This window comes from Pseudomonas farris (assembly GCF_019145235.1).
GTDB lineage: Bacteria > Pseudomonadota > Gammaproteobacteria > Pseudomonadales > Pseudomonadaceae > Aquipseudomonas > Aquipseudomonas farris.
In genome coordinates this window covers 162,804-182,687 of record NZ_JAHSTV010000013.1, presented here as the reverse complement: position 1 = coordinate 182,687, position 19,884 = coordinate 162,804, and the positions used below count along the sequence as shown (strand labels likewise).

Here is a 19,884-nt window from a genome sequence, read left to right as displayed (position 1 = left end):
TCTGCTAGGATGAAAAACCTCAGGAGCCTATCGAACGCTTCGATATCGGCTACCGCGCCTGCCCCGACCGTTTACCCATGGAGGAAAAACATGAGCGCTGCGCATCACCCCGCTCCCATTGATACCGTTGTGTTCGATCTCGGTAATGTCCTTATCCGCTGGAACCCCAGAAACCTTTACCGAAAGTTGTTCGGTGAAGACCTGGAGGCCATGGAAACATTCCTGTCAGACGTCTGCCACACCGCCTGGAACGAACAACAGGACCAAGGCAGAACCTGGCAGGAGGCGATTGAGGAAGCCATCGCCCGACATCCGTCCCAGGAAGCATTGATTCGCGCCTACCGCGAGCGCTGGGAAGAAATGCTCGATGGTGCCATAGAGGAGACGGTACACATCCTCGATGAACTGCATGCCAAAGGCGTGCGGTTATTGGCTCTGACCAACTGGTCCGCCGAAACCTTTCCGATCGCCCTTGAACGCTTTGAGTTCTTGCAGCGATTCGAAGGCATTCTGGTGTCGGGTGCCGAGGGGATAATCAAGCCTTCGCCGGAGATTTTTCAGTTACTGCTGTCGCGGTTTGACGTTGATAGCCGCCGCGCGGTGTTCATCGATGATCACGCGCCTAATATTGCAGGAGCACGCCGGGAGGGATTTCATGCGGTCCAGTTCTTCAGCCCGGAACAATTGCGCGAGGAACTGGTGGCGCTGGGGTTGCCCGTACAGCAAGGCCAATCAGCGAGGTAAACCGCTTTTCGCAGGAGCCAGCGGTGCGGCAAGCCTGGCTCCTGCTGGTCCGCCCATTTTCTTCAAGACCGCGGGTGCTTCAATCACATGACGCAAGGCAAAACCGCGTTACCTTGAAGGAGCTACGATTAACTGACATCACGACAGGAAATCGAAATGAGTAAAGCAGACGAACTCGCCGAGAAGCTGAAACAATCCCGGCCAACCAGTACCGACGCGACCATCGCCGATCAGGCCATCGACAGCTGGCCCGCCCAGGTCTACGAGCTGTATCACCAGATTGAAGCTTGGCTGCAGCCACTGATCGAAGTGGGTCTGAAGCTGCGACGCAATTCCACTCACGTGTTCGAGAGGGCTCCGGACGGGGCGAGTTACGATTACGCCATCGACCAACTGCTGATCGAAGGCAACCACCACAGCATCACCTTCGACCCTGTCGCTCGCTTCACCGCCGACGGTGCCGGGCGGATCGAGATCCATTCGATAGGGAAAGAACTCGCACTGTTGCGAACCGTGGACGAACACGGCGAGACGCATTGGTGGCTTCAGGCGATCGAGCAATCCGGACAACAACCGGATGCGATCGCACTGACCGAACACAACTTGCTTCTGGCGGTGCAAGAAGGGCTGGGGCTTTAAAGCTTGTTCTGCCCCACCGCCATCGAGGGAGGCGCCGGTCGCCTCCCGTCCAGCGTTGGCCGTTCCGACGGCAGATTCAGCGCCCGCAACACCGGCTTATCGTACCCATACACATCGGGTTTGAACGTCACTCGCCCGTCAAGACTCAGGTCTACCGTCCAATAGGCCAACAGCACCGGCACTTTCACGGGGAGCCTGATGTTCTCTGTCTTGCCGTTGGCTAACTGCTTTTGAATCCCGGCGCTGTCCCAGCGAACCGGGTCATTGAACAACAGCTCCACTAATTGCAGCGGGTTTTCTACCCGAATACAGCCGGAACTGGTCGCGCGATTGGATTGCGCAAACAACTCGCGATGCGGTGTGTCGTGCAGATAAATCGCATAGTCATTGGGAAAGCGAATGACCACCTGCCCCAGCGAGTTATCCGACCCTGCATCCTGACGTAGCGTAAGGCCACGCGGGTTGTCCCAATCCACGGTAAACGGGTCGAGCACATTGCCTTCTCGATCAATCACACGAATGCGGTTTGCATCAAGGTAACCGGGATTGTTGCGAATCTTCGGCAGCATGTCCTTGACCAGAATGGTCGGCGGCACGGTCCAGGTCGGGTTGAATGTGATGTAGGTGATCTCGGATTGAAAAATCGGCGTGCTGCGATACGGTTTACCCACCTGCACCCGTGAGCGCCATATCAGGTTGCCATCGCGATAGAACGAAACCTTGTACCCGGCGATGTCGACGATGACAAAGGTGCCTTGGAGTTTGTACAGCAGCCACCGCGCCCGCTCCATGTTCACACGGACCTGGTCGATTCGAGCCTCGACCGGCACATTCAGCGCCGCGAGTGTCGCCGGCCCCGCCACACCATCCGCCCCGAGGTATTGCTCGGCCTGATACTTCTTCACCGCCGCCATGACGGTGTCGTCATAGTCGGAGCGCGCGTTCATTTTCGCGGTCAGATACCCCCCCGCCACCAAACGGGCTCGCAACTGCGCAACCGAGGCGTCGTCCATGCCGGGCCTGAGGGTCTGCCCTTGCGGAATCTTCGGCCAGCCGCCACTGTCGCGAACCCTGCGCAGTTGCGCCAGGCCCTGTCGCAACGTGCCATAAATCGCTTCTTGTGGTGGTGCCTGGGCGAACGCGCGCCCGACGTCATGGCTGTCGAGGGCGGCGAAGAAAAGATTAACGTCCTCCCGAGGGTCGATGCCGAGCGGGTCGAAATTCCAATGGATGTCCAGCCGCGAAGGGTCGACCTTGCCGCGCCGCAACTGCAGCAGCGCCGTGATAAACGTCTGGGTCGCCGAGATATCAAAAGCTGCCCGCTGCCCGGGGGTGGGCGCGGTTGCCTGCATCGAGTTTCTGGCCGTGACCAGTTCGGCAATTCGAAAATCCTCAGGGTCCAGCCCATCGATCTCGGTTTCGCTCAGGCTTTTCAATAACTGGACGACATCGTCATCGTCAGTCCAAGCGGCGCGATAACCACGATGGCTATAGAAATCCATTACCGCTCGGTTAACGTCGACCCGTTGATGACGCGGTGAGGTGAGCAACGGGGGAAATGCTGAACTCAATGGCGCCAGCGCCGACTGAATCGCCTGACCGACGTAATCGCCAGGCGCGGCATCCTCGACCACGCTAACGGGAGATGGCGGCTCAATCGGCGAAGTTTCCGCAATTGCCATGCCGCTTATCAGAAAGCCCATAAAAAATATGCGGCTTATGACGAATAACCTTGTTAACTGCCCCATGGATAATCCTTAATCTCCCATTTTCAACCGGCTAGCGTCGTGCGCGCTGCTAGACTCGAAACAATCAGATGAGACTTGCATATGGCCCTAGACCGCTTCGGCTTTTTAATGACGGCCCTGTTGCTGACCGCGTGTACATTACCGGCAGCCTACGCCGATTCGCTTGAAGCCGCGCTGATCAAAGCGGCCCCCAATGCCAACGCCAAGGTGATTGCCCTGGCCGTACGCGCTTCCCAATGCAGCCGTGCCCAAAGTACAGCTCCGGCTCAAAGACTAGCAGTCATCGATTATTCCCTGCCCTCGACCGCGCAGCGTCTTTGGGTATTCGACCTTAAACAACGCAAATTGTTGTTCCATGAACTGGTCGCCCACGGTCGCAACAGCGGCGAAAACATGGCCCGTCTGTTCTCCAACCGCAATGCCAGCTTCGCTACCAGTCTGGGTTTGTACCGAACCCAGTCCAGCTATGTCGGGCAGAACGGCTATTCGTTGCGCATGGAAGGTCTGGAGCCGGGTTTCAACGACAACGCTTTCGAGCGGGCGATCGTTATTCATGGCGCGCCGTATGTCAGCCCGGACCTGGCGCGAGCGAATGGCCGGATCGGCAGAAGCCTGGGCTGCCCGGCGGTGAGGCCTGCAATTGCGCATCAGCTGATCGACTCGATGAAGGATGGCCAGTTGTTGTTTTCCTACTATCCGGATCAGCGCTGGTTGAAGTCTTCTTCGTATATCAATTGCGGTAATGCCACCGTGGCGGACTCGTCCAAGCCGAACAGAAGTCACTAAATACAGCGTGAAACTGTCAAAACTGTAATCTTCGCCTCAGCCTGCTGAAAGGCGCCGCCCGTTAGCCTCCACCTCATTAAGTTCTCCTCCCTCCGTTCAGGATGGGCTTGAGGACTTCATCAGGCTGATGGACGGGAAAAACGGCATGCATTCCAACACCTCAAGACGCACTTTCGTGAAGGGCCTCGCCGCTGGCGGGGTTCTTGCTGGCCTCGGGCTGTGGCGCACGCCTGTCTGGGCGGTCACCAGCCCCGGCGAACCGAACGTGCTGGCCGGTACCGACTTCGACCTGTTCATCGGCGAAACCCCGGTCAACATCACCGGCAACCCTCGCACAGCGATGACCATCAACGGCGGTATTCCCGGCCCCCTGCTGCGCTGGCGTGAGGGCGACACCGTCACGCTGCGGGTGAAAAACAAACTCAAGGACAGTACCTCGATTCACTGGCACGGCATCTTGCTGCCCGCCAACATGGACGGCGTGCCGGGCCTGAGCTTTCACGGCATCGAGCCAGATGGGATGTACGTTTACCAGTTCAAGGTCCGGCAGAACGGCACTTACTGGTACCACAGCCATTCCGGCTTTCAGGAACAGTCCGGGGTTTACGGGCCATTGGTGATCGACGCCAGGGAACCGGAGCCGTTCCAGTACGACCGCGACTACGTGGTGATGCTCACCGACTGGACCGACGAAGATGCCGTCGACCTGATGAGCAAACTCAAGAAACAATCGGACTACTACAACTACCATAAGCGCACCGTGGGCGATTTCATCCACGACGTCAGTGAGAAAGGTTGGGGTTCGACGGTTGCCGACCGCAAGATGTGGGCCGAGATGAAGATGAACCCCACCGATCTGGCAGATGTCAGCGGCGCCACTTACACCTACTTGATGAACGGCCAGGCGCCAAACATGAACTGGACTGGCGTATTCCGCCCCGGTGAAAAGCTGCGACTGCGCTTCATCAACGGCTCGTCCATGACCTACTTCGACGTGCGCATCCCCGGCCTGAAAATGACCGTGGTCGCGGCGGATGGCCAACACGTCAAACCGGTGAGCGTCGACGAATTCCGTATCGCGGTGGCGGAGACGTTTGATGTGATCGTCGAGCCTACCCAGGACGCCTACACCCTGTTCGCCCAGTCGATGGATCGAACGGGTTATGCCCGCGGCACCCTTGCGGCGAAGGCCGGGTTGTCGGCGCCGGTACCACCGCTGGATCCGCGACCGCTGGTGACCATGGATGACATGGGCATGGGCGGGATGGATCACGGCAGCATGGGCAGTGATATGGCGGGTATGGATCACAGTGCCACGCAAGGCATGACGGGCATGGACGGCGGTGATATCCAAGGCATGGACACCATGGCCGGCATGGATCACAGCAGCATGGCCATGGGCGGCATGGCCGGTATGCAATCCCATCCAGACACGGAAAAAGACAACCCGCTGGTGGACATGCAAGCCATGAGCACCTCGCCGAAACTCGACGACCCGGGCCTGGGCCTGCGCGACAACGGCCGCCGCGTGCTGACTTACTCCGATCTGCGCAGCACCTTCGAAGACCCGGACGGCCGTGAGCCCGGCCGCACCATCGAGCTGCACCTCACCGGGCACATGGAGAAATTCGCCTGGTCGTTCAACGGCGTGAAATTCTCCGATGCCGAACCGATGCGCCTCAAGTACGGAGAGCGAATTCGTGTGGTACTGGTCAACGACACCATGATGACTCACCCCATTCACCTGCACGGCATGTGGAGCGATCTCGAAGACGAGAACGGCCAGTTCATGGTGCGCAAACACACCATCGACATGCCGCCGGGATCAAAACGCAGCTATCGGGTCACCGCCGACGCGCTCGGCCGCTGGGCCTATCACTGCCATCTCCTGTATCACATGGAAATGGGCATGTTCCGTGAAGTTCGCGTGGAAGAATGAGGCGCTACCCATGACCAGATTGATTCGCTCTACCCGCCTCGCTTTGGCACTCGCTGGCTTCACGGCTTCTTCGGCCATGGCCGCTACCGGTGATATGCAGGGCATGGACCATAGCCAGATGCCGGGCATGGATCACAGCCTAATGCAGAGCATGGACGACGGCCAGATGCAGCCCGCCACGCCAACCCAAAGCCGCACGCCGATCCCGGCATTGACCGACGCCGACCGCGCCGCCGTCTACGTCAGCCCCGCCGGCCATGCCGTGCATGACACCGCGCTCAACTATTACTTCCTCGCCGACAAACTCGAGTGGCAGGACGCCGACGACGGCAGCGCGTTGGCCTGGGATCTGTCCGGCTGGATCGGCGGCGACATCGATCGCCTGTGGCTGCGCTCCGAAGGTGAACGCGTCAATGGCAAAACCGAAGACGCCGAAGTTCAGGCCCTGTGGGGTCACGCCATCTCCCCGTGGTGGGACGTGGTGACCGGCGTGCGCCAGGATTTCAAACCCGGCGATCCGCAAACCTGGGCCGCGTTCGGCGTGCAAGGCATGGCGCTGTACAACTTCGAAACCGAGGCCACCGCCTTCATCGGCGAAGGTGGCCAGACCGCCGCGCGGCTGGAAGGTGACTACGACATCCTGCTCACCAACCGGCTGATTTTGCAGCCGACCGTCGAGCTCAACGTCTATGGCAAAAACGACCCGCAACGGGGCATCGGCTCCGGGCTGTCCAACACCGAAGCCGGCCTGCGATTGCGCTATGAAATCCGTCGGGAATTCGCGCCCTATATCGGCGTGACCTGGAACCGCACCTATGGCAAAACCGCCGATTACGCCAGGGACGAAGGCGAGGACCGCAGCGAAGCCCGCCTCGTGCTCGGCGTTCGGTTGTGGTTCTAAACGCTTTAACTCAAAAACCTAAAAACCAACCGCTTGAAGCGGAAAGAGGCCTTGCATGCGCATGATTAAAACTACCGCTGTTGCCGTTGGGCTGCTCATGAGCGCACTGGCTCAAGCCCACCCGAAACTGCTCTCCTCCACTCCGGCGGAAGGCGCGGATGGCACAGCACCGAGCACTATCGAACTGCACTTCTCCGAAAATCTCATGACCCAATTCTCCGGCGCCAAACTGGTCATGACCGCAATGCCCGGCATGGCCCACTCGCCCATGCCCATGAAAGCCAAAGTCTCCGGCGGCAGCGACCCGAAAACCATGGTCATCACCCCGCTTTCGCCGCTGCCCACCGGCAGCTACAAAGTCGAATGGCGCGCCGTGTCTTCGGACACTCACCCGATCACCGGCAACGTTACGTTCAAAGTGAAGTGATGGATGAGCGACTCAATCAGCATTGCCCTGCGCTTTGCGTTGTATCTGGATTTGATGCTGTTGTTCGGGGTGGCATTTTTTGGGCTGTACAGCCTTAAAGGGCAAGAACGGATGTCGGGCGCAGTGTTGCCGTTCCGGTCGATGTTGGCGGGGACGGCAGTGCTGGGTGCGGTGTTGTCCGCTGCCAGCATGTTGACGATGGCGAGTGCAATGAGCGGGGAATCGGACTTCGCCGAACTGCGTCCGCACATCGAGATGATGGTGTTTGAGACGGACGTGGGTCTGGCCTGGGTGGTTCGCATTGTTGCGCTGCTGACTGCCGGTTTGGCGGTGATGCTCCGTGCGCCTGGCGTCAGCTTGTGGGTCGCAGCTTTTGCCGGCGGTATCGCTCTCTCTAGCCTGGCCTGGAACGGACATGGCGCGATGGATGAAGGCAGTCGTCGTGATTGGCATTTCACGGTAGACATCCTGCACTTGCTGGTGGCGGGGGCATGGCTGGGTGCGTTGGTGGCGTTTGCACTGATGGCGAAAATCACCGCTTTGCAAACTGAAGCGCGCATCAGGTTGCTGGCCCGCGCAGTTAGTCGATTTGAGGTGATTGGCGCGGTCATCGTGGTGGTCATCACGGTGACGGGAATTGTGAATTATCTGTTCATCGTCGGGCCGAAGCTGGATGAAGTTTTTCTCAGCACTTATGGGGTTTTGCTGTTCATCAAAGTGGTGCTGTTTGCCGGGATGCTCGTGCTCGCCGCGTTAAACCGGTTTCACCTTGGGCCGTTTTTGGAGCGCTCATTGCGCGACGGTCAACATCGGGAGGCTGCGAATGCGCTACGGCGCAGCGTGGTGGTGGAATTGGCAGCGGCGGTGTTGATTGTCGGACTGGTGGCGTGGCTGGGGACGTTGAGTCCGGAGATGGACGCTCTGTAGAGAGAGTAAGCAGGGAAGCACTCTCTACAGCATCCGATGACCGGCCATAGCAGTCAGTGGACAGGATGTGGGGCCTTTACTAGCGTCTAACCACACTAGATTTCAAGCCAGAGGGTTCAACACCCAAGCGCCAAGGTGAAAAAGAGGCGCAATATCGAAAGGAGATCGAAAATGGCTGAAGTAATGAAAGTAGTGGATGTCGAGTTAAAATTACTTAAATCAAACCCACCGCAGCTACACATATCGGCAATTGGCCTCGTGGGTTCTGCTGGATGGACAAACCCGAGATTGGAGCCACGGGTTTATATTCAATTCCCGCCTGACGGCATTCAAGACTTCGATTTTGTTGCTGATCCGCCCAAAGGAACTGTTATACAGGTCGTCCTTCCCATCGACGCATCAAAGCTTTGGAAAGAGCCGCCACTCGATAAACTCAAGGGCGTAAGAGTCCACTCTGCCAGCAACTCGATTGAAGCGCATCTTAAGAGTTCGAAGTCCTTGGCTTGTGGATAAGCAACTAATGTGAAGGGATACGTGTCGGGCCTTGCCTGACACGTATCATGCGCTGGAGTGAATGGGGTATTGGGACAGTGGATGACAGTCGAGAAGCGCTTTCACTACACTGACTCCCGCTTGAACCCCACTCCATCACAAAAGCCCGATAACAATGAAAACCATAAAAAGCACAATGATGCTCTGTGGCCTGCTCGCGTTAGCCAGCGGCGTTCAGGCAGAGCAAAGCCCTTCCCATCTCGACACCGTCCTGCAGCAAGGCCAACTGCGCGTCTGCACGACCGGCGACTACAAACCCTATACCTTCAAAGGCGAAGACGGCGAATACTCGGGGATCGACATCGCCATGGCCCGCTCACTGGCCGACAGCTTGGGCGTCAAAGTTGAGTGGGTCCAGACCACCTGGAAAACCCTGATGCCCGACATGCTCGCGGGCAAATGCGACATCGGCGTCGGCGGCATCTCCGTCACGCTGGAACGCCAGAAAAAAGCTTTCTTCAGCACCACGCTGGATGTCGACGGCAAAATCCCACTGGTGCGCTGCGAAAACCAGGCGCAATACCAGACCATCGAACAAATCAACCAACCTTCAGTTCGCCTGGTCGAACCGGCCGGCGGCACCAACGAAGCCTTCGTCCACGCCTTCCTGCCCAAGGCGCAATTGAAGCTGCACGACAACGTGACCATCTTCCAGGAGCTCCTGGATAAGAAGGCTGACGTGATGATTACCGATGCGTCGGAAGCGCTGTATCAGCAGAAACTCAAACCGGGTTTGTGCGCGGTTAACCCGACGCAATTTATGCAGTATGGGGAGAAGGCTTATCTGTTGCCGCGTGATGATATTAGTTGGAAGTTGTATGTCGATCAGTGGCTGCACTTGGCCAAGGTGACGGGGAACTACCAGAAAATTCTGGGTCAGTGGATAGCGGTGCCAGACGCGAAATAGCCCGCTGCTATTCATTCCATGTAGCAATTGGCGAAGCCTGCGTCCGGCTGCGCAGCGGTCGCAAAATCAGAACGTGCGATTCGTCAGGTAGGTCACGCAACGGCGGAAGCATTTCAGCCGTTGCGTCATCTTTAATCGTGCAACAAGCCTGAGCTGTATTCATTGAAGCTGTTACCGATGGCGCTTCCGCCAAAGTTCACCTTGTTGGGGCTATGGCCATCAAACTGTTGGCAGGCTTCTGAGAAACAGGTGCTGGTGCTCATGCCCGAACAGGCGCTCAAGAGCAAAGCACTGGTGATCAGCACGACTTTGAAGAGGTTCGAGATCATTTTCAGTTCCCTATGGGCTGGAAGCGTGGCAACACGACCTTAGGTCATCATCCTATGCCGAAAGCCCGTCAAACTTGATGAAACATTGCTGAGTGACAGCGTTGGTTCAGCTGCCATCATCGTTACGGCTGCTCATCGTCAATCGCGGTGCAGGGTCAATCCTTTTTGGGTCGTGACGGGTTGTCCTGACGATAGGTATGCTGGGGATTGATGACCAATTGTTTGACCTGGCTGTCCAACTCTTTGCTGTGATACAGGTCCAGGCATTTGAGCAGCTCAAAGCGAACGCCTTGACGCTCTGATTCGACCAGTGGATTGTGATAATCACGAGCCAGAAACTGATCAACCAGAGGTCTACCGGCTTGAGGTGCTTGCTCCAGATCGAAATAGGTCCAGTCCATAAGCGCACTGGCACTGCTTCCGGCGTCCTGGGCGGCTTTGGGTTCGCTCTTGTAGGCTGTAGCGATGCAGTCTGCCAGTACCATATCCTTGTAATTTTGCGCGTAGGTGCGCTCGCCTGCCTGTGGGGAGTTGGTCGGATCATCCTTAGACCAACTGTTGGAAGGCGCGGCTGCCCAAGCCAGTACCAAGACCGCAGTCAAATACTTCATCAAGACAAACTCCAGAAGTTTGCGCGGTCGGTTTGATAGTTCATACCCGGCTCATTGAAATAGCAGTGGTCATAACACATTCTGCCGTCGAACAATGTGGCATGCCCCTGAGCGTCCGACCAGCCAGAAACTTCAAACAAAATAAGACCCTTCCGGCCCGCCAGGGTGCCGCCATCTGCGGCTGGGTATCTGACCGTCTCGGCACTTCCCCATTGCTGTTCCAGATAGGCAATCAGGCTTTTGACGCGATAAAAGTACCAGCGCTTGTCAGCGCCAGACACGGTTTCGCCAACTATTCGCGGTATGAGTGAGCCCGAGTAATTGAGGACATAACTCATGCGCACTGCGCACGTGTTGACCCACCTTAGGGCCGGATCACGGCTGTTAATGTTCATTGCAACATTGCCGCCGATGACTGTCGCAACTTTTCCAGATGGATTGACGGTGTCGTAAATCCGTTGAGAAGCCGCCCACGCGCTAGAAAATGAGGGTCGAATCATGTTTCATCCTTGAGTTAAGAAAACAGAAATCTGCGGCAGTTTAATCCTTCATGCTTGAGGTGACATAGACCTAAACGAGGGGGTCATGAAGGTATATTGCCCGGAGGCTCCAGAAGATGAAGCAAATGGGCGAGCTCTTCAGGTCGCCCATCTTCATTGCGGCAACTACACCTGCGCCTGCAAGCGCCGCCCCATCACATCCAGCAAATCGCAGCCATCGCGCATCGGAATCGCCAACACCCGCGCGAAGTCCTGCAACAGCAACGCATCACGACTGATGCCCTCGCCCAGACAAACTGTCAAAAGAGTAACTTCCTACACCACACTAGGAATTGTCCGTACACTTATCCATTGCTGCACTTTTGTCACGAGGCCTATAGTCCACCCGACGCCCAAATGGCGTGTCGGGTTTGGCGACTCGATGGCAATTGAACTGAAGCCTTCAACCATTTTCGGAGCGCTTCGGAACGCATCTAGCTGCCTGTTTTATGGTGGCTGTGCGCGGGAGACCTTAGGGTCTGCCGGTTTCTCCATTGCCCGGTTCGCCAACCCGCGTACGGCTACCACCCATTCGTTTGGCGACGATTGAGTAGTAGTTCTCTTGAATTAATGGAGCCCCACATGAACGAATACATGGCTTTAACCAGCAATGCCGACGATCTACCAAGCCTTTTTGTAAACACTACACAACCTTTGCACTCCCTGCTCAGCACTGCCAGTTACAGAATTCGAGCCGTGACGCAGATTCTTGAAAACCTCTCGATGCGCGGTGACATCACCACGGATTCAGTGATACTCAGTGACTTTGCGCTACTGTGCTGCGTGCCATTACGCGATGGCTGCGATGTGCTGGACGTGATCGCCCGACGCATGGATGCTGAACCGTCCTAACGTCAAAAAGGGGCGCCCTCCCCGGACGCCCCTTCGGCTTCATTGAACTCGGCAGAAAAATGTAACTCCGTGCACCGCCTATGCGGTTTGCCCGGATACCATCAATCACATAAGCTGGTCAGTATGAATACACATCTTTCGGAGGCTCCGATGGCCACCACTAAAAAAACCGAAAAGCCCCGCAGAAAGGTCGTCCATAAAGAACTGACGTTCCTGGATGTTAGGGAAGCTGCGCGTGATGGGCAAAAAGTGTTCGATACGTTTGTAATCACTGGCAAGCTTCCTATTACAAAGTAGGTCTGGATGCCGGCAGTTAAAATTGCTGCAGTTTTTCAAAAAGTAAAACACTGGAAAACAATTGCCGCACAGTTCTACAACTACAAGTTGTTCGGTGATCTGCCTGCCATATTTGGCAGAGACGAAAAGTCTCGACCTGAGCGAAATGCATCATATCCACCTCGCGAGTACAGAAGAGATACAAACTCGCTGGGCGAAAATCAGTCGTCAGTATTATCGCACCGCACTTGTTGATGATCCTGAAAATGACTTCTGGCTCATCTATGCTTACGACGACTTCAGAGATGAATACTTACTGCTCACTGTCACGGGGCCGGATGCTCACAATCGTAAAGAATGGGGTTCGTTCCTGCGTACGATGCGCAACGATATCGTAGAACCTTGGATTGTTGGCAAGATCAGATTCCCTGATCTGGATGACCTGTGAACTGTCCGCAAAAAACCCGGCGTTTGGTCGGGTTTCTTTGAGTACTATTTATGGCGAAAAAAAGAACCCTACGAAAAATGGGGAGGGATCTATTTACTCGTGCTATATCCCTGAATCCCTTTCATTCTTCTGTTCATTTGTCCCGAACTACAGCAGCAAGACTCACCTGAGCCCCGCAAGCCCAATCCTGATAAACTCCCCCACCTCCCAGCCTCACCCATTCCAGAAACGCCAATGCCCCCAATCACTGCCACACCCGCCCCGCTCTCCCGCCGCTTCTCCGTCGCCCCGATGATGGATCGGACTTACTAATCGCTCCACCCCTGTAAACAAAGGCCCATAGACCTGTTCCGAACCGCCTGTACCACTTCCGTACCACCAACACTCGCTCCCATCCTGCCTACTCTCTCCTTCCGCCCGTTGTAGCAAAATTTAAGCAACCGTTTTCAGCTCCAATCACGAGCACTATCGCTGCTGTGCTTTCACACTTTGTAGGAGCTTCCCAAGCTGATAATGAGGGTTCGATTCCCTTCACCCGCTCCACTATTCAAGGCATCCAGCAGTGTCGAGGTAGCGTCAGGCGAAGCTGGTGACAGTTTCGGTGACAGTTACTCAATTTGCACGGATGCATCAGCTGGCCACCCCCTCTGCAATACCCGGGTTTTTAGGTTGACCCATGGGAAAAAGGTAATTTAGGTAATTTCCTTTTTTACACGCCAAATAACTCAATAAAATCAATGACTTGAGGAAATTCTATAAAGGTAATAATAGGGTAAGGAATAGGTTAGAAAATTACCTTTGACCTTAGTAATTACAGACCCTTACAAAACCCTTTAAAATCAGTTGGTTAGCAAAATATTACCTCCAGCCTTACCAAATATTACCCTCTGAGGTAATACGTTTAAGCTACGGTTTATAAGGGCTGCAGCCCATTCTCCGCGTCGCCTTACCAAAATTACCTTTTCCCCGCCCTCGACCTGAAATTGCCCTTCCGGCTACGCTGCTATGCTTCCAACTTTCCGAATGGAGTCGAAGCCATGGCCAGCGAATATTCCCTCTCTGTGGTTCTTGAAAGAATCTACGAAAACCAGCAAGCCCTGGAAGCAGCGATCATGGAACTGACGCTCGTGGCAGAACAGCAAGGCTTCGCTATCGCCGGAGACAACGCTCGGACTGCCCTGGATCGAATTGGCGAGAACGCTGGCTTTATTAAGCAGGGTTTAGCGCGCCTGAGAACGATGGAAAAGGACTAGCTGGTGACCCTGTCACTGACGTTACTTGGCCCTGTGCAAGAGGAACGCTATGCCCAATCCCCCTCATCGAAGCCAAGATTCCTTGGTGTATAGAGCTGCTGTAATAGGTACCCATTCGCGTGAGGCGCCTTGTGCATCTGCTTCCTTCAGGTAAGGATGCGTCATTGAGGACCGCAGGTACGTAGCAGTGCTAGTATTGCCGGTTTTGTAATGACTCCAGCTCGGCCCCCTTGGAGGGATTCAGTTAGAGAGGCTAAATGGACGCGTTCGTGCATACTGCTTGCTATCTGAATGAACTAGGGCGCATAGAATATTCACGCAGAATTTACTTTTTGTAGAGTTAAAATGAACGAAAGAATTACCGAAAACATAGTTAGGGACACGCTCAGAAATCTCGGCTACTTCGACAATGAAGACATAATAATTGAAGAGCAGAAAAGTCAGAATACAAAAATACAAAGCCTTCTTAGAAGTGCGAGCAAAACTGGAAAGGGTGGCGTAGGCGCTCCGGAATTCATAATAAAATCAAAAAAAATTCAAGACTTTGTAATTATTTTTGAATGCAAGGCGGATAACAAAAGACACGCTAGCGAGTTCCTGGATTGCCCTAGAGATTTTGCTGCTGATGGTGCTATCCATTACGCAAGTTATCTTGCAAAAGAGTTTAATGTCATCGCTATAGGCTGTAGCGGACAGTCAAAAGGTAGCTTGCGCATTTCGACATATTTACAGCCCAGAAGCGTTGCGGGTGTAATTCCTGATTGCAAGCCATTGAATAACAAAAGTGGCACTCAGATCGATAAGATTATAGGCTTTGAGAATCTCATCGAACATGCAACATACGATCCAGAGGTGGAAAAAGGACGACTTTCGGATTTAATGTCTTTCTCGAAAGACCTTCACAATTACATGCGTGATTACGCAAAGCTCAGTGAAAGTGAAAAGCCGCTTTTAGTGAGCGGGGTTTTGATTGCTTTGAGTAATTTTGTTTTCTCTAAAGTATTTTCAGTGTACACCCCCGACGAGCTGCCAGAGAAACTCTGCGATGCTATTGAGGAGGAAATCAAGAAGTCTGATATACCTCACGCCAAAAAACAAAACATGATTCAGCCATACTCATTTCTGCGCGTTCATCCAGAATTGAGTCGAGCGGACAAACTAACAGGTGAAAGTCCGCTTTATAACTTGATTGACAAAATAAACATCCATGCTTGGCCGTTCATAAGCGTCTACCATGATTACGATATCATCGGCCAGTTTTATGGAGAGTTTCTGCGGTACACAGGTGGTGATAAAAAGGCACTTGGAATCGTTCTAACTCCTCGCCACATTACAGATCTTTTTTCACGAATTGCAAACGTGCAAAAGGACAGCACGGTTTTTGACCCCTGCTGTGGTACCGGGGGCTTCCTCGTTTCCGCAATGCATCAGATGTTTAAAAAATGCATAACTGATGAGGAAAAAGCAAGGGTAAAGCAATACGGATTGATAGGTGTAGAGCAGCAACCAAATATGTATGCGCTCGCAGCAAGTAATATGATTCTTCGTGGTGATGGAAAAGCTAACCTGCATCAGGGAAGCTGTTTTGATGATGCGATAACTAAAGAGATTATTTCTCGTCAGCCTGATATAGGAATGATAAATCCACCTTATGCTCAGAAGGGAAAAGGTCTTCATGAGCTAGCTTTCGTTGAGCACATGCTTGATTGTTTGAAAGTAGGGGGCACAGGAATCGCCATTGTTCCAATGTCTTGTGTGATAACTCCGCATGAAACAAAGCATACCTTGTTATCTAAGCACTGCCTTGAAGCCGTTATGTCCATGCCTGACGAGCTTTTTACCCCAGTGGGTACCATTACGTGCATTATGGTCTTCACCGCTCACAAGCCACATGAAGCTGAAAACAGAAAAACTTGGTTTGGGTATTGGAAAGATGATGGGTTTGAGAAAACCAAGCAGCAAGGTCGGACAGATATTTCCGGCCGATGGGAGGAGATTAGAGAGAAATGGCTTTATTCCTATAAGAACAGAGAAGATATACCGGGCTTGTGTGTTAAAAAACAGGTCACTGCTAATGACGAGTGGTGCGCAGAAGCTTATATGGAAACAGATTACTCCGGGGTGTTGAAGGCCGACTTCGAAGAAGCTGTAAAGAAATTCCTAGTGTTCAATATTTTGCGGGACGAGGAAATTCTAGAAGTCGATGAATCTGGAGTTGAGGATGACCTGGAGGCACCGGAGTGAAGCTTGTAAGTGTTGCTGATTTGTTTGAAGTTAGATACGGATCGAATCTTGAACTAAATAAGCAAGCTATTGATCCTGATGGTGTACCGTTTGTATCTCGAACAGCAAAGAACAATGGAGTGTCCGCAAGAATCTGTTTGGTCGAGGGTTTAAACCCTCTCCCTGCCGGTTCAATTACAGTCGCATGCGGAGGTTCCGTTATGGAGTCCTTCCTGCAGTCCGAACCGTTTTATAGCGGCAGAGATTTATATTACTTAACTGCGAAGGTCGACATGTCAAGCCAGGAGAAAATATTCTACTGCGCCTGCTTGCGTGCAAATAAATATAGATATAATTATGGTCGACAGGCAAATAGAACACTTTCGGAGATCAAAATACCTTCGTTGGATTCGGTACCAGAGTGGGTGCGGCACGCTAATATAGCCGCTGCAGATAATATTTCAAAAAGCTTGATTGATGAGGTTCTTGAACTAGACCTGAGCGCCTTGAAGCCTTTCAAATATGAAGATATATTCGAAATTGATAGAGGGCGCGGACCGAGGAAAAAAGAGCTAAATGGCGTGGGCAAATATCCTTTTGTGAGCGCTTCAGAATTTAATAACGGCGTCACAAGTAAAACCGATCACGCACCAATGCACCAAGCAGGAGTTATTTCCGTAGTTCGCAACGGAAATAGCGTAGCCAATGCGTTTTATCAAGATAAGCCGTTTTGTTCGACTGAAGACGTTCATATATTTACGCCAAAATTTAACATGAACAAATATGTGGCGTTATTTCTATGCGCCCTCATTAAGAAGGAGCGATATCGTTATAGTTACGGCAGGAAGTGGGGAATAGCCAGAATGAAAGAATCCTTAATATATCTGCCGGTCGATGGTGATAGCGCGCCAGATTGGCTATTCATGGAGCGATATATTAAGACATTACAATTCAGCGCTTCAATCTAGTTCAACTAAAATAAAATGCCACTCGCTTACGGCCTCTCAATGGCACCGAAGGATCAGTAACATGGCTGGTTAAGGTCTGCTTTTACCCGGAGGTGGCGCTGGATCGACCGTTTGCTAATGGCCGATAACTGCCCCTCACCCGGGGGCAGCTATGGGGCGATTGCGGTCGTCCCAATTACCATATCACCGCTGGTCACCTATGAAATGCGCTGAACGGCCTGAAAGCCCGCTGCGCTGGGGCTTTAAGGCAAGTTGATACCCTTCCTGAAACACGCCCAAAGCTCCCCTGGTGCGAGCTATTGAGAAATCAAAAACTCGATAAGACGCTTGTTTTCAAACGACGTTTCCTTGCAAATCGGGGCTTCTAGAGATCGCCCACCGACCTGGCTTGCTTTGGGCGCTGCGCAAAACCGCTGCACTTCTTTGCAAAACCTTGCACTCCGTGAAATTGCAAAATGCCTCACAGCCCCCTCAGCGGGCTTGGGCGCGGCCTTGATTTGCACCACCCCCGCCTTTGCACAAAAAAGGGACGCAAAGCCCGTCGGCGGGAGGGGGATAAGTGCTTTTTCAGATGTTTTTTTCTTCGCTGGCGATTATTCGTTGCCGCCGCGCACTGGCCACCCTGATCGGCATTTCATCGGACAGGCATAGGTCAACCATCGACCAGAGATATACTGTTTATACATACAGTAATTTGAATAAGCTGATGAGGGGTCGGGTGATGAACGAGGAACACGTTGAAACGCCGATCGGCAGAAACAGCGCAATCGCGCAGTGGAAAGTCATGCTGCAAGACGAAACTGCTTTGTTCGAACACCCAGGGGCTCACCATAAGGCCCTGCTTCGCCAGGCTCACGCCCTGCACAACGCTCAGGTGATTGATCGGAATGATCTCAGCGATCTCCTGGAGCAAGCTGATGGCGCCTTGGCCTATGCAGTGGAATCACTGCTCGACCTTGATAGCGGCGAATAAGCAAGGGAGTATCCAGATGCATGTACTCGTTACCCCTATGCGGATACGCGGCGTTGCCCTTGATACAAAGGCGCGGGGGCGGTATCCAGCGATTAGAGGCAATGTCATGGTGAACTCGGCAGTCAGCTCTGATCTTGGTCGTAGTACCAATATCGCCCGGGTGCAGGTGGGTTTGCCCCTCGACCCGGACCCGTTGCCACAACTGCTGGACGCAACGCTGGCAGGGATGGCCGTGACTGGCTTTGTCCTCAGCGGAATTGAATACATTGATGGCTGCGCCTATGCGCAATCTTGGTGGTGTCGCCTAGAGTAACTACAAGAGAGGAAATACGTCTGCCCCTATGGTTTTTTTTACTGTAACCGATGGTAGTCTGATGCGACCGTCTCTGCTATCCATGAACCAACAGAGATCAATACACCGACAGCAAAAATAACCAAGGATGAAACGTGTCAAATATAGATGACGAAGAAAGCTTTTACTCCCTCAGGTTAGGTGAAAAAACTGTAGAATTTAGAGAGCTTAAAGGTTTGGAAGCCTGGCTAGACGAAGAAAAATCTTTTTGGGCATGGCTGACTGACAACTCTCTCGGTCATGGCCCAGGGGAGCTGTTCAGATTTGTTTTTCTCGAACCGATTAATCGCGTCACAAATATTATCAAAAACTCTGAAGGAACTAGCGTTACTGAGCTAGGCACAAAAAGCTCGCCTTACTTTGACCGGAACTCTTCCAAAGCAAAATTAGTTAGTGCAATTAAAAATCAGCACGGAGAAAAAGTCGCATACTTCGCCTTACTGTACCTACTCCCACAACACAATTTATTATTGCAGAAGTATGGCAACATAAAAGCATCCATGAGTGATGCAACCCAAATTTACGCCAAAGACCTTGCATCTCATATAGTGTTTTCAAGAGAGGACGTGAGCGATCTGATTATAAGATCAGAAGAAGACAGCATAAGATCACAAATATCTTTCTTTGAAGCCACAGTGAACGATGCAAATCAAAACTTGCAAGACGAAGTATCAAAAACAAAGGATATGCTAAGCACCGTTGAAATCGAATATGAAGCCCGAGCAGCCTTGCAGAAAAGACAGTTCGAAAAGCGCCTGAAATTTTACAGAGACCAAGCGAAAGCTCTTAAAAATGATGCTAAAAGTACTTTCACTGACGCAAAGAATGATGTGATTGCAGCCAAATCAGCCTTTCATGACACAGCAGATTTCAAAGCCTCTGTGGAGTATTGGGGGGAAAGAAAGAAAAGCCATAGAATTGCCAAGAACCTATGGTTGGTCGCGGTCCTCGCATCTATGCTATTAACTTTTTTCGGGCTAATTAGTTATTATAGTGCTGGCGGCGCGACGGGCTTAGCTAAACTCCTGCACACTGACAACAAGACGGAAACATCCGCCTCCTCCCCATCACCCACAGCCACTGCCACACCAACAAACAAAAAGGAGCCTAGTGACAACGCAATCGAATCCAACATCAAGTCTGTTCAGAGCAGATTAACTCCGAGTAACGCTACAATAATTGCAGATATTTCAGGCGCGTTCCTTCTGCTTACTCTAATGGGGCTTCTAATTAGAATATGCCTTAACCAATTCAATTCTAGCGCACACTACATGAACGATGCAGCCGAGAGAATAGTATTTACAAAAACTTATTTAGCTCTGCTAAGCGAAAACAAGTTAAACGCCGACATGGATCGAAAACTTGCCCTCGACAGTCTATTCAGAAGTTCAAACCCGAGCACAGCTAGCGAAATACCATTTTCTAATCCTATAGAAATGGTGGTTAGATCTGCCGAAAAGAAAATCACCTAAAAGCTGCCTATCATCGGA

The 19,884-nt window shown here is 52.8% G+C and carries 23 protein-coding genes; 18 read left to right on the top strand and 5 right to left on the bottom strand.

Going from position 1 to position 19,884, the window contains the following annotated elements:
* The first annotated feature begins 90 nt into the window (after positions 1-90).
* Complete coding sequence (locus KVG95_RS25285; RefSeq protein WP_217858341.1) at positions 91-744, top strand: HAD family hydrolase; 654 nt, start codon at positions 91-93, stop codon at positions 742-744.
* 156 nt (positions 745-900) lie between these two features.
* A complete protein-coding gene (locus KVG95_RS25280) occupies positions 901-1,383 on the top strand; it encodes an SH3 domain-containing protein (RefSeq protein WP_217858340.1) in 483 nt (160 codons plus the stop codon).
* Here KVG95_RS25280 and KVG95_RS25275 read toward each other — a convergent pair.
* Positions 1,380-3,131, bottom strand: a complete 1,752-nt coding sequence (locus tag KVG95_RS25275) for a L,D-transpeptidase family protein (RefSeq protein WP_217858339.1) — start codon at positions 3,129-3,131, stop codon at positions 1,380-1,382. The two genes, KVG95_RS25280 and KVG95_RS25275, sit on opposite strands and share 4 nt — an antisense overlap.
* A gap of 81 nt (positions 3,132-3,212) precedes the next feature.
* On the opposite strand from KVG95_RS25275, the gene KVG95_RS25270 reads away from it, so the two are divergent.
* The 7 genes from KVG95_RS25270 to KVG95_RS25240 all read left to right on the top strand — a co-directional run bounded on the left by KVG95_RS25270 (position 3,213) and on the right by KVG95_RS25240 (position 9,570).
* Entirely contained in the window at positions 3,213-3,917 is a 705-nt protein-coding gene (locus tag KVG95_RS25270) for a murein L,D-transpeptidase catalytic domain family protein (RefSeq protein ID WP_217858338.1), read from the top strand.
* Between the two features lie 145 nt (positions 3,918-4,062).
* Positions 4,063-5,856 carry a copper resistance system multicopper oxidase gene (locus KVG95_RS25265; protein WP_217858337.1) on the top strand — a complete coding sequence of 598 codons (1,794 nt, stop codon included), beginning with the start codon at positions 4,063-4,065 and terminating at the stop codon, positions 5,854-5,856.
* A gap of 10 nt (positions 5,857-5,866) precedes the next feature.
* Positions 5,867-6,757, top strand: coding sequence for a copper resistance protein B (locus KVG95_RS25260; RefSeq protein WP_217858336.1), 891 nt, complete (start codon positions 5,867-5,869; stop codon positions 6,755-6,757).
* A 55-nt stretch (positions 6,758-6,812) separates the two neighbouring features.
* On the top strand, positions 6,813-7,184 hold the full coding sequence (gene copC, locus KVG95_RS25255) for a copper homeostasis periplasmic binding protein CopC (protein ID WP_217858335.1): 372 nt from the start codon (positions 6,813-6,815) through the stop codon (positions 7,182-7,184).
* Positions 7,185-7,187: 3 nt separating this feature from the next.
* Complete coding sequence (gene copD, locus KVG95_RS25250; RefSeq protein ID WP_217858334.1) at positions 7,188-8,111, top strand: copper homeostasis membrane protein CopD; 924 nt, start codon at positions 7,188-7,190, stop codon at positions 8,109-8,111.
* 171 nt (positions 8,112-8,282) lie between these two features.
* Positions 8,283-8,624 carry a hypothetical protein gene (locus KVG95_RS25245; protein ID WP_217858333.1) on the top strand — a complete coding sequence of 114 codons (342 nt, stop codon included), beginning with the start codon at positions 8,283-8,285 and terminating at the stop codon, positions 8,622-8,624.
* A 154-nt stretch (positions 8,625-8,778) separates the two neighbouring features.
* Positions 8,779-9,570: a transporter substrate-binding domain-containing protein gene (locus tag KVG95_RS25240; RefSeq protein WP_217858332.1), complete on the top strand. Its 792-nt coding sequence runs from the start codon at positions 8,779-8,781 to the stop codon at positions 9,568-9,570.
* 131 nt (positions 9,571-9,701) lie between these two features.
* Here KVG95_RS25240 and KVG95_RS25235 read toward each other — a convergent pair whose 3' ends face one another.
* The 4 genes from KVG95_RS25235 to KVG95_RS25220 all read right to left on the bottom strand — a co-directional run bounded on the left by KVG95_RS25235 (position 9,702) and on the right by KVG95_RS25220 (position 11,313).
* On the bottom strand, positions 9,702-9,899 hold the full coding sequence (locus tag KVG95_RS25235; protein ID WP_217858331.1) for a hypothetical protein: 198 nt from the start codon (positions 9,897-9,899) through the stop codon (positions 9,702-9,704).
* A 155-nt stretch (positions 9,900-10,054) separates the two neighbouring features.
* Positions 10,055-10,510: a type VI secretion system amidase immunity protein Tai4 gene (locus KVG95_RS25230; RefSeq protein ID WP_217858330.1), complete on the bottom strand. Its 456-nt coding sequence runs from the start codon at positions 10,508-10,510 to the stop codon at positions 10,055-10,057.
* Positions 10,510-11,010 (bottom strand): type VI secretion system amidase effector protein Tae4, encoded by a 501-nt coding sequence (locus KVG95_RS25225; RefSeq protein ID WP_217858329.1) that lies wholly within the window; start codon positions 11,008-11,010, stop codon positions 10,510-10,512. Before KVG95_RS25225 ends, KVG95_RS25230 begins: the two co-directional genes overlap by 1 nt.
* Positions 11,011-11,175: 165 nt before the next feature.
* Positions 11,176-11,313, bottom strand: coding sequence for a hypothetical protein (locus KVG95_RS25220; RefSeq protein ID WP_217858328.1), 138 nt, complete (start codon positions 11,311-11,313; stop codon positions 11,176-11,178).
* A 318-nt stretch (positions 11,314-11,631) separates the two neighbouring features.
* On the opposite strand from KVG95_RS25220, the gene KVG95_RS25215 reads away from it, so the two are divergent.
* The 9 genes from KVG95_RS25215 (at position 11,632) to KVG95_RS25175 (ending at position 19,866) form a co-directional block, all read left to right on the top strand.
* Positions 11,632-11,901 (top strand): short-chain dehydrogenase, encoded by a 270-nt coding sequence (locus KVG95_RS25215; protein WP_217858327.1) that lies wholly within the window; start codon positions 11,632-11,634, stop codon positions 11,899-11,901.
* A gap of 150 nt (positions 11,902-12,051) precedes the next feature.
* Positions 12,052-12,198 (top strand): hypothetical protein, encoded by a 147-nt coding sequence (locus KVG95_RS25210; protein WP_217858326.1) that lies wholly within the window; start codon positions 12,052-12,054, stop codon positions 12,196-12,198.
* A 61-nt stretch (positions 12,199-12,259) separates the two neighbouring features.
* Positions 12,260-12,625, top strand: a complete 366-nt coding sequence (locus KVG95_RS25205) for a type II toxin-antitoxin system YafO family toxin (protein ID WP_225923296.1) — start codon at positions 12,260-12,262, stop codon at positions 12,623-12,625.
* 1,037 nt (positions 12,626-13,662) lie between these two features.
* Entirely contained in the window at positions 13,663-13,878 is a 216-nt protein-coding gene (locus tag KVG95_RS25200) for a hypothetical protein (protein ID WP_217858325.1), read from the top strand.
* 345 nt (positions 13,879-14,223) lie between these two features.
* Positions 14,224-16,122: an HsdM family class I SAM-dependent methyltransferase gene (locus KVG95_RS25195; protein WP_217858324.1), complete on the top strand. Its 1,899-nt coding sequence runs from the start codon at positions 14,224-14,226 to the stop codon at positions 16,120-16,122.
* A complete protein-coding gene (locus tag KVG95_RS25190) occupies positions 16,119-17,069 on the top strand; it encodes a restriction endonuclease subunit S (RefSeq protein WP_217858323.1) in 951 nt (316 codons plus the stop codon). The genes KVG95_RS25195 and KVG95_RS25190 overlap by 4 nt, the downstream gene beginning before the upstream one ends.
* A 559-nt stretch (positions 17,070-17,628) precedes the next feature.
* Positions 17,629-18,042 (top strand): hypothetical protein, encoded by a 414-nt coding sequence (locus KVG95_RS30240; protein ID WP_367616794.1) that lies wholly within the window; start codon positions 17,629-17,631, stop codon positions 18,040-18,042.
* Positions 18,043-18,058: 16 nt separating this feature from the next.
* On the top strand, positions 18,059-18,355 hold the full coding sequence (locus KVG95_RS25180) for a hypothetical protein (protein WP_217858322.1): 297 nt from the start codon (positions 18,059-18,061) through the stop codon (positions 18,353-18,355).
* A 134-nt stretch (positions 18,356-18,489) separates the two neighbouring features.
* Positions 18,490-19,866, top strand: coding sequence for a DUF6161 domain-containing protein (locus tag KVG95_RS25175; RefSeq protein ID WP_217858321.1), 1,377 nt, complete (start codon positions 18,490-18,492; stop codon positions 19,864-19,866).
* The last annotated feature ends 18 nt before the right edge of the window (positions 19,867-19,884 follow it).

What these genes read in the sequence shown, in the direction of transcription:
- KVG95_RS25285 (WP_217858341.1), top strand. Translation starts at nt 91, where the DNA reads ATGAGCGCTGCGCATCACCCCGCTCCCATTGATACCGTTGTGTTCGAT.
- KVG95_RS25280 (WP_217858340.1), top strand. Translation starts at nt 901, where the DNA reads ATGAGTAAAGCAGACGAACTCGCCGAGAAGCTGAAACAATCCCGGCCA.
- KVG95_RS25275 (WP_217858339.1), bottom strand. Translation starts at nt 3,131, where the DNA reads ATGGGGCAGTTAACAAGGTTATTCGTCATAAGCCGCATATTTTTTATG.
- KVG95_RS25270 (WP_217858338.1), top strand. Translation starts at nt 3,213, where the DNA reads ATGGCCCTAGACCGCTTCGGCTTTTTAATGACGGCCCTGTTGCTGACC.
- KVG95_RS25265 (WP_217858337.1), top strand. Translation starts at nt 4,063, where the DNA reads ATGCATTCCAACACCTCAAGACGCACTTTCGTGAAGGGCCTCGCCGCT.
- KVG95_RS25260 (WP_217858336.1), top strand. Translation starts at nt 5,867, where the DNA reads ATGACCAGATTGATTCGCTCTACCCGCCTCGCTTTGGCACTCGCTGGC.
- copC (WP_217858335.1), top strand. Translation starts at nt 6,813, where the DNA reads ATGCGCATGATTAAAACTACCGCTGTTGCCGTTGGGCTGCTCATGAGC.
- copD (WP_217858334.1), top strand. Translation starts at nt 7,188, where the DNA reads ATGAGCGACTCAATCAGCATTGCCCTGCGCTTTGCGTTGTATCTGGAT.
- KVG95_RS25245 (WP_217858333.1), top strand. Translation starts at nt 8,283, where the DNA reads ATGGCTGAAGTAATGAAAGTAGTGGATGTCGAGTTAAAATTACTTAAA.
- KVG95_RS25240 (WP_217858332.1), top strand. Translation starts at nt 8,779, where the DNA reads ATGAAAACCATAAAAAGCACAATGATGCTCTGTGGCCTGCTCGCGTTA.
- KVG95_RS25235 (WP_217858331.1), bottom strand. Translation starts at nt 9,899, where the DNA reads ATGATCTCGAACCTCTTCAAAGTCGTGCTGATCACCAGTGCTTTGCTC.
- KVG95_RS25230 (WP_217858330.1), bottom strand. Translation starts at nt 10,510, where the DNA reads ATGAAGTATTTGACTGCGGTCTTGGTACTGGCTTGGGCAGCCGCGCCT.
- KVG95_RS25225 (WP_217858329.1), bottom strand. Translation starts at nt 11,010, where the DNA reads ATGATTCGACCCTCATTTTCTAGCGCGTGGGCGGCTTCTCAACGGATT.
- KVG95_RS25215 (WP_217858327.1), top strand. Translation starts at nt 11,632, where the DNA reads ATGAACGAATACATGGCTTTAACCAGCAATGCCGACGATCTACCAAGC.
- KVG95_RS25210 (WP_217858326.1), top strand. Translation starts at nt 12,052, where the DNA reads ATGGCCACCACTAAAAAAACCGAAAAGCCCCGCAGAAAGGTCGTCCAT.
- KVG95_RS25200 (WP_217858325.1), top strand. Translation starts at nt 13,663, where the DNA reads ATGGCCAGCGAATATTCCCTCTCTGTGGTTCTTGAAAGAATCTACGAA.
- KVG95_RS25195 (WP_217858324.1), top strand. Translation starts at nt 14,224, where the DNA reads ATGAACGAAAGAATTACCGAAAACATAGTTAGGGACACGCTCAGAAAT.
- KVG95_RS25180 (WP_217858322.1), top strand. Translation starts at nt 18,059, where the DNA reads ATGCATGTACTCGTTACCCCTATGCGGATACGCGGCGTTGCCCTTGAT.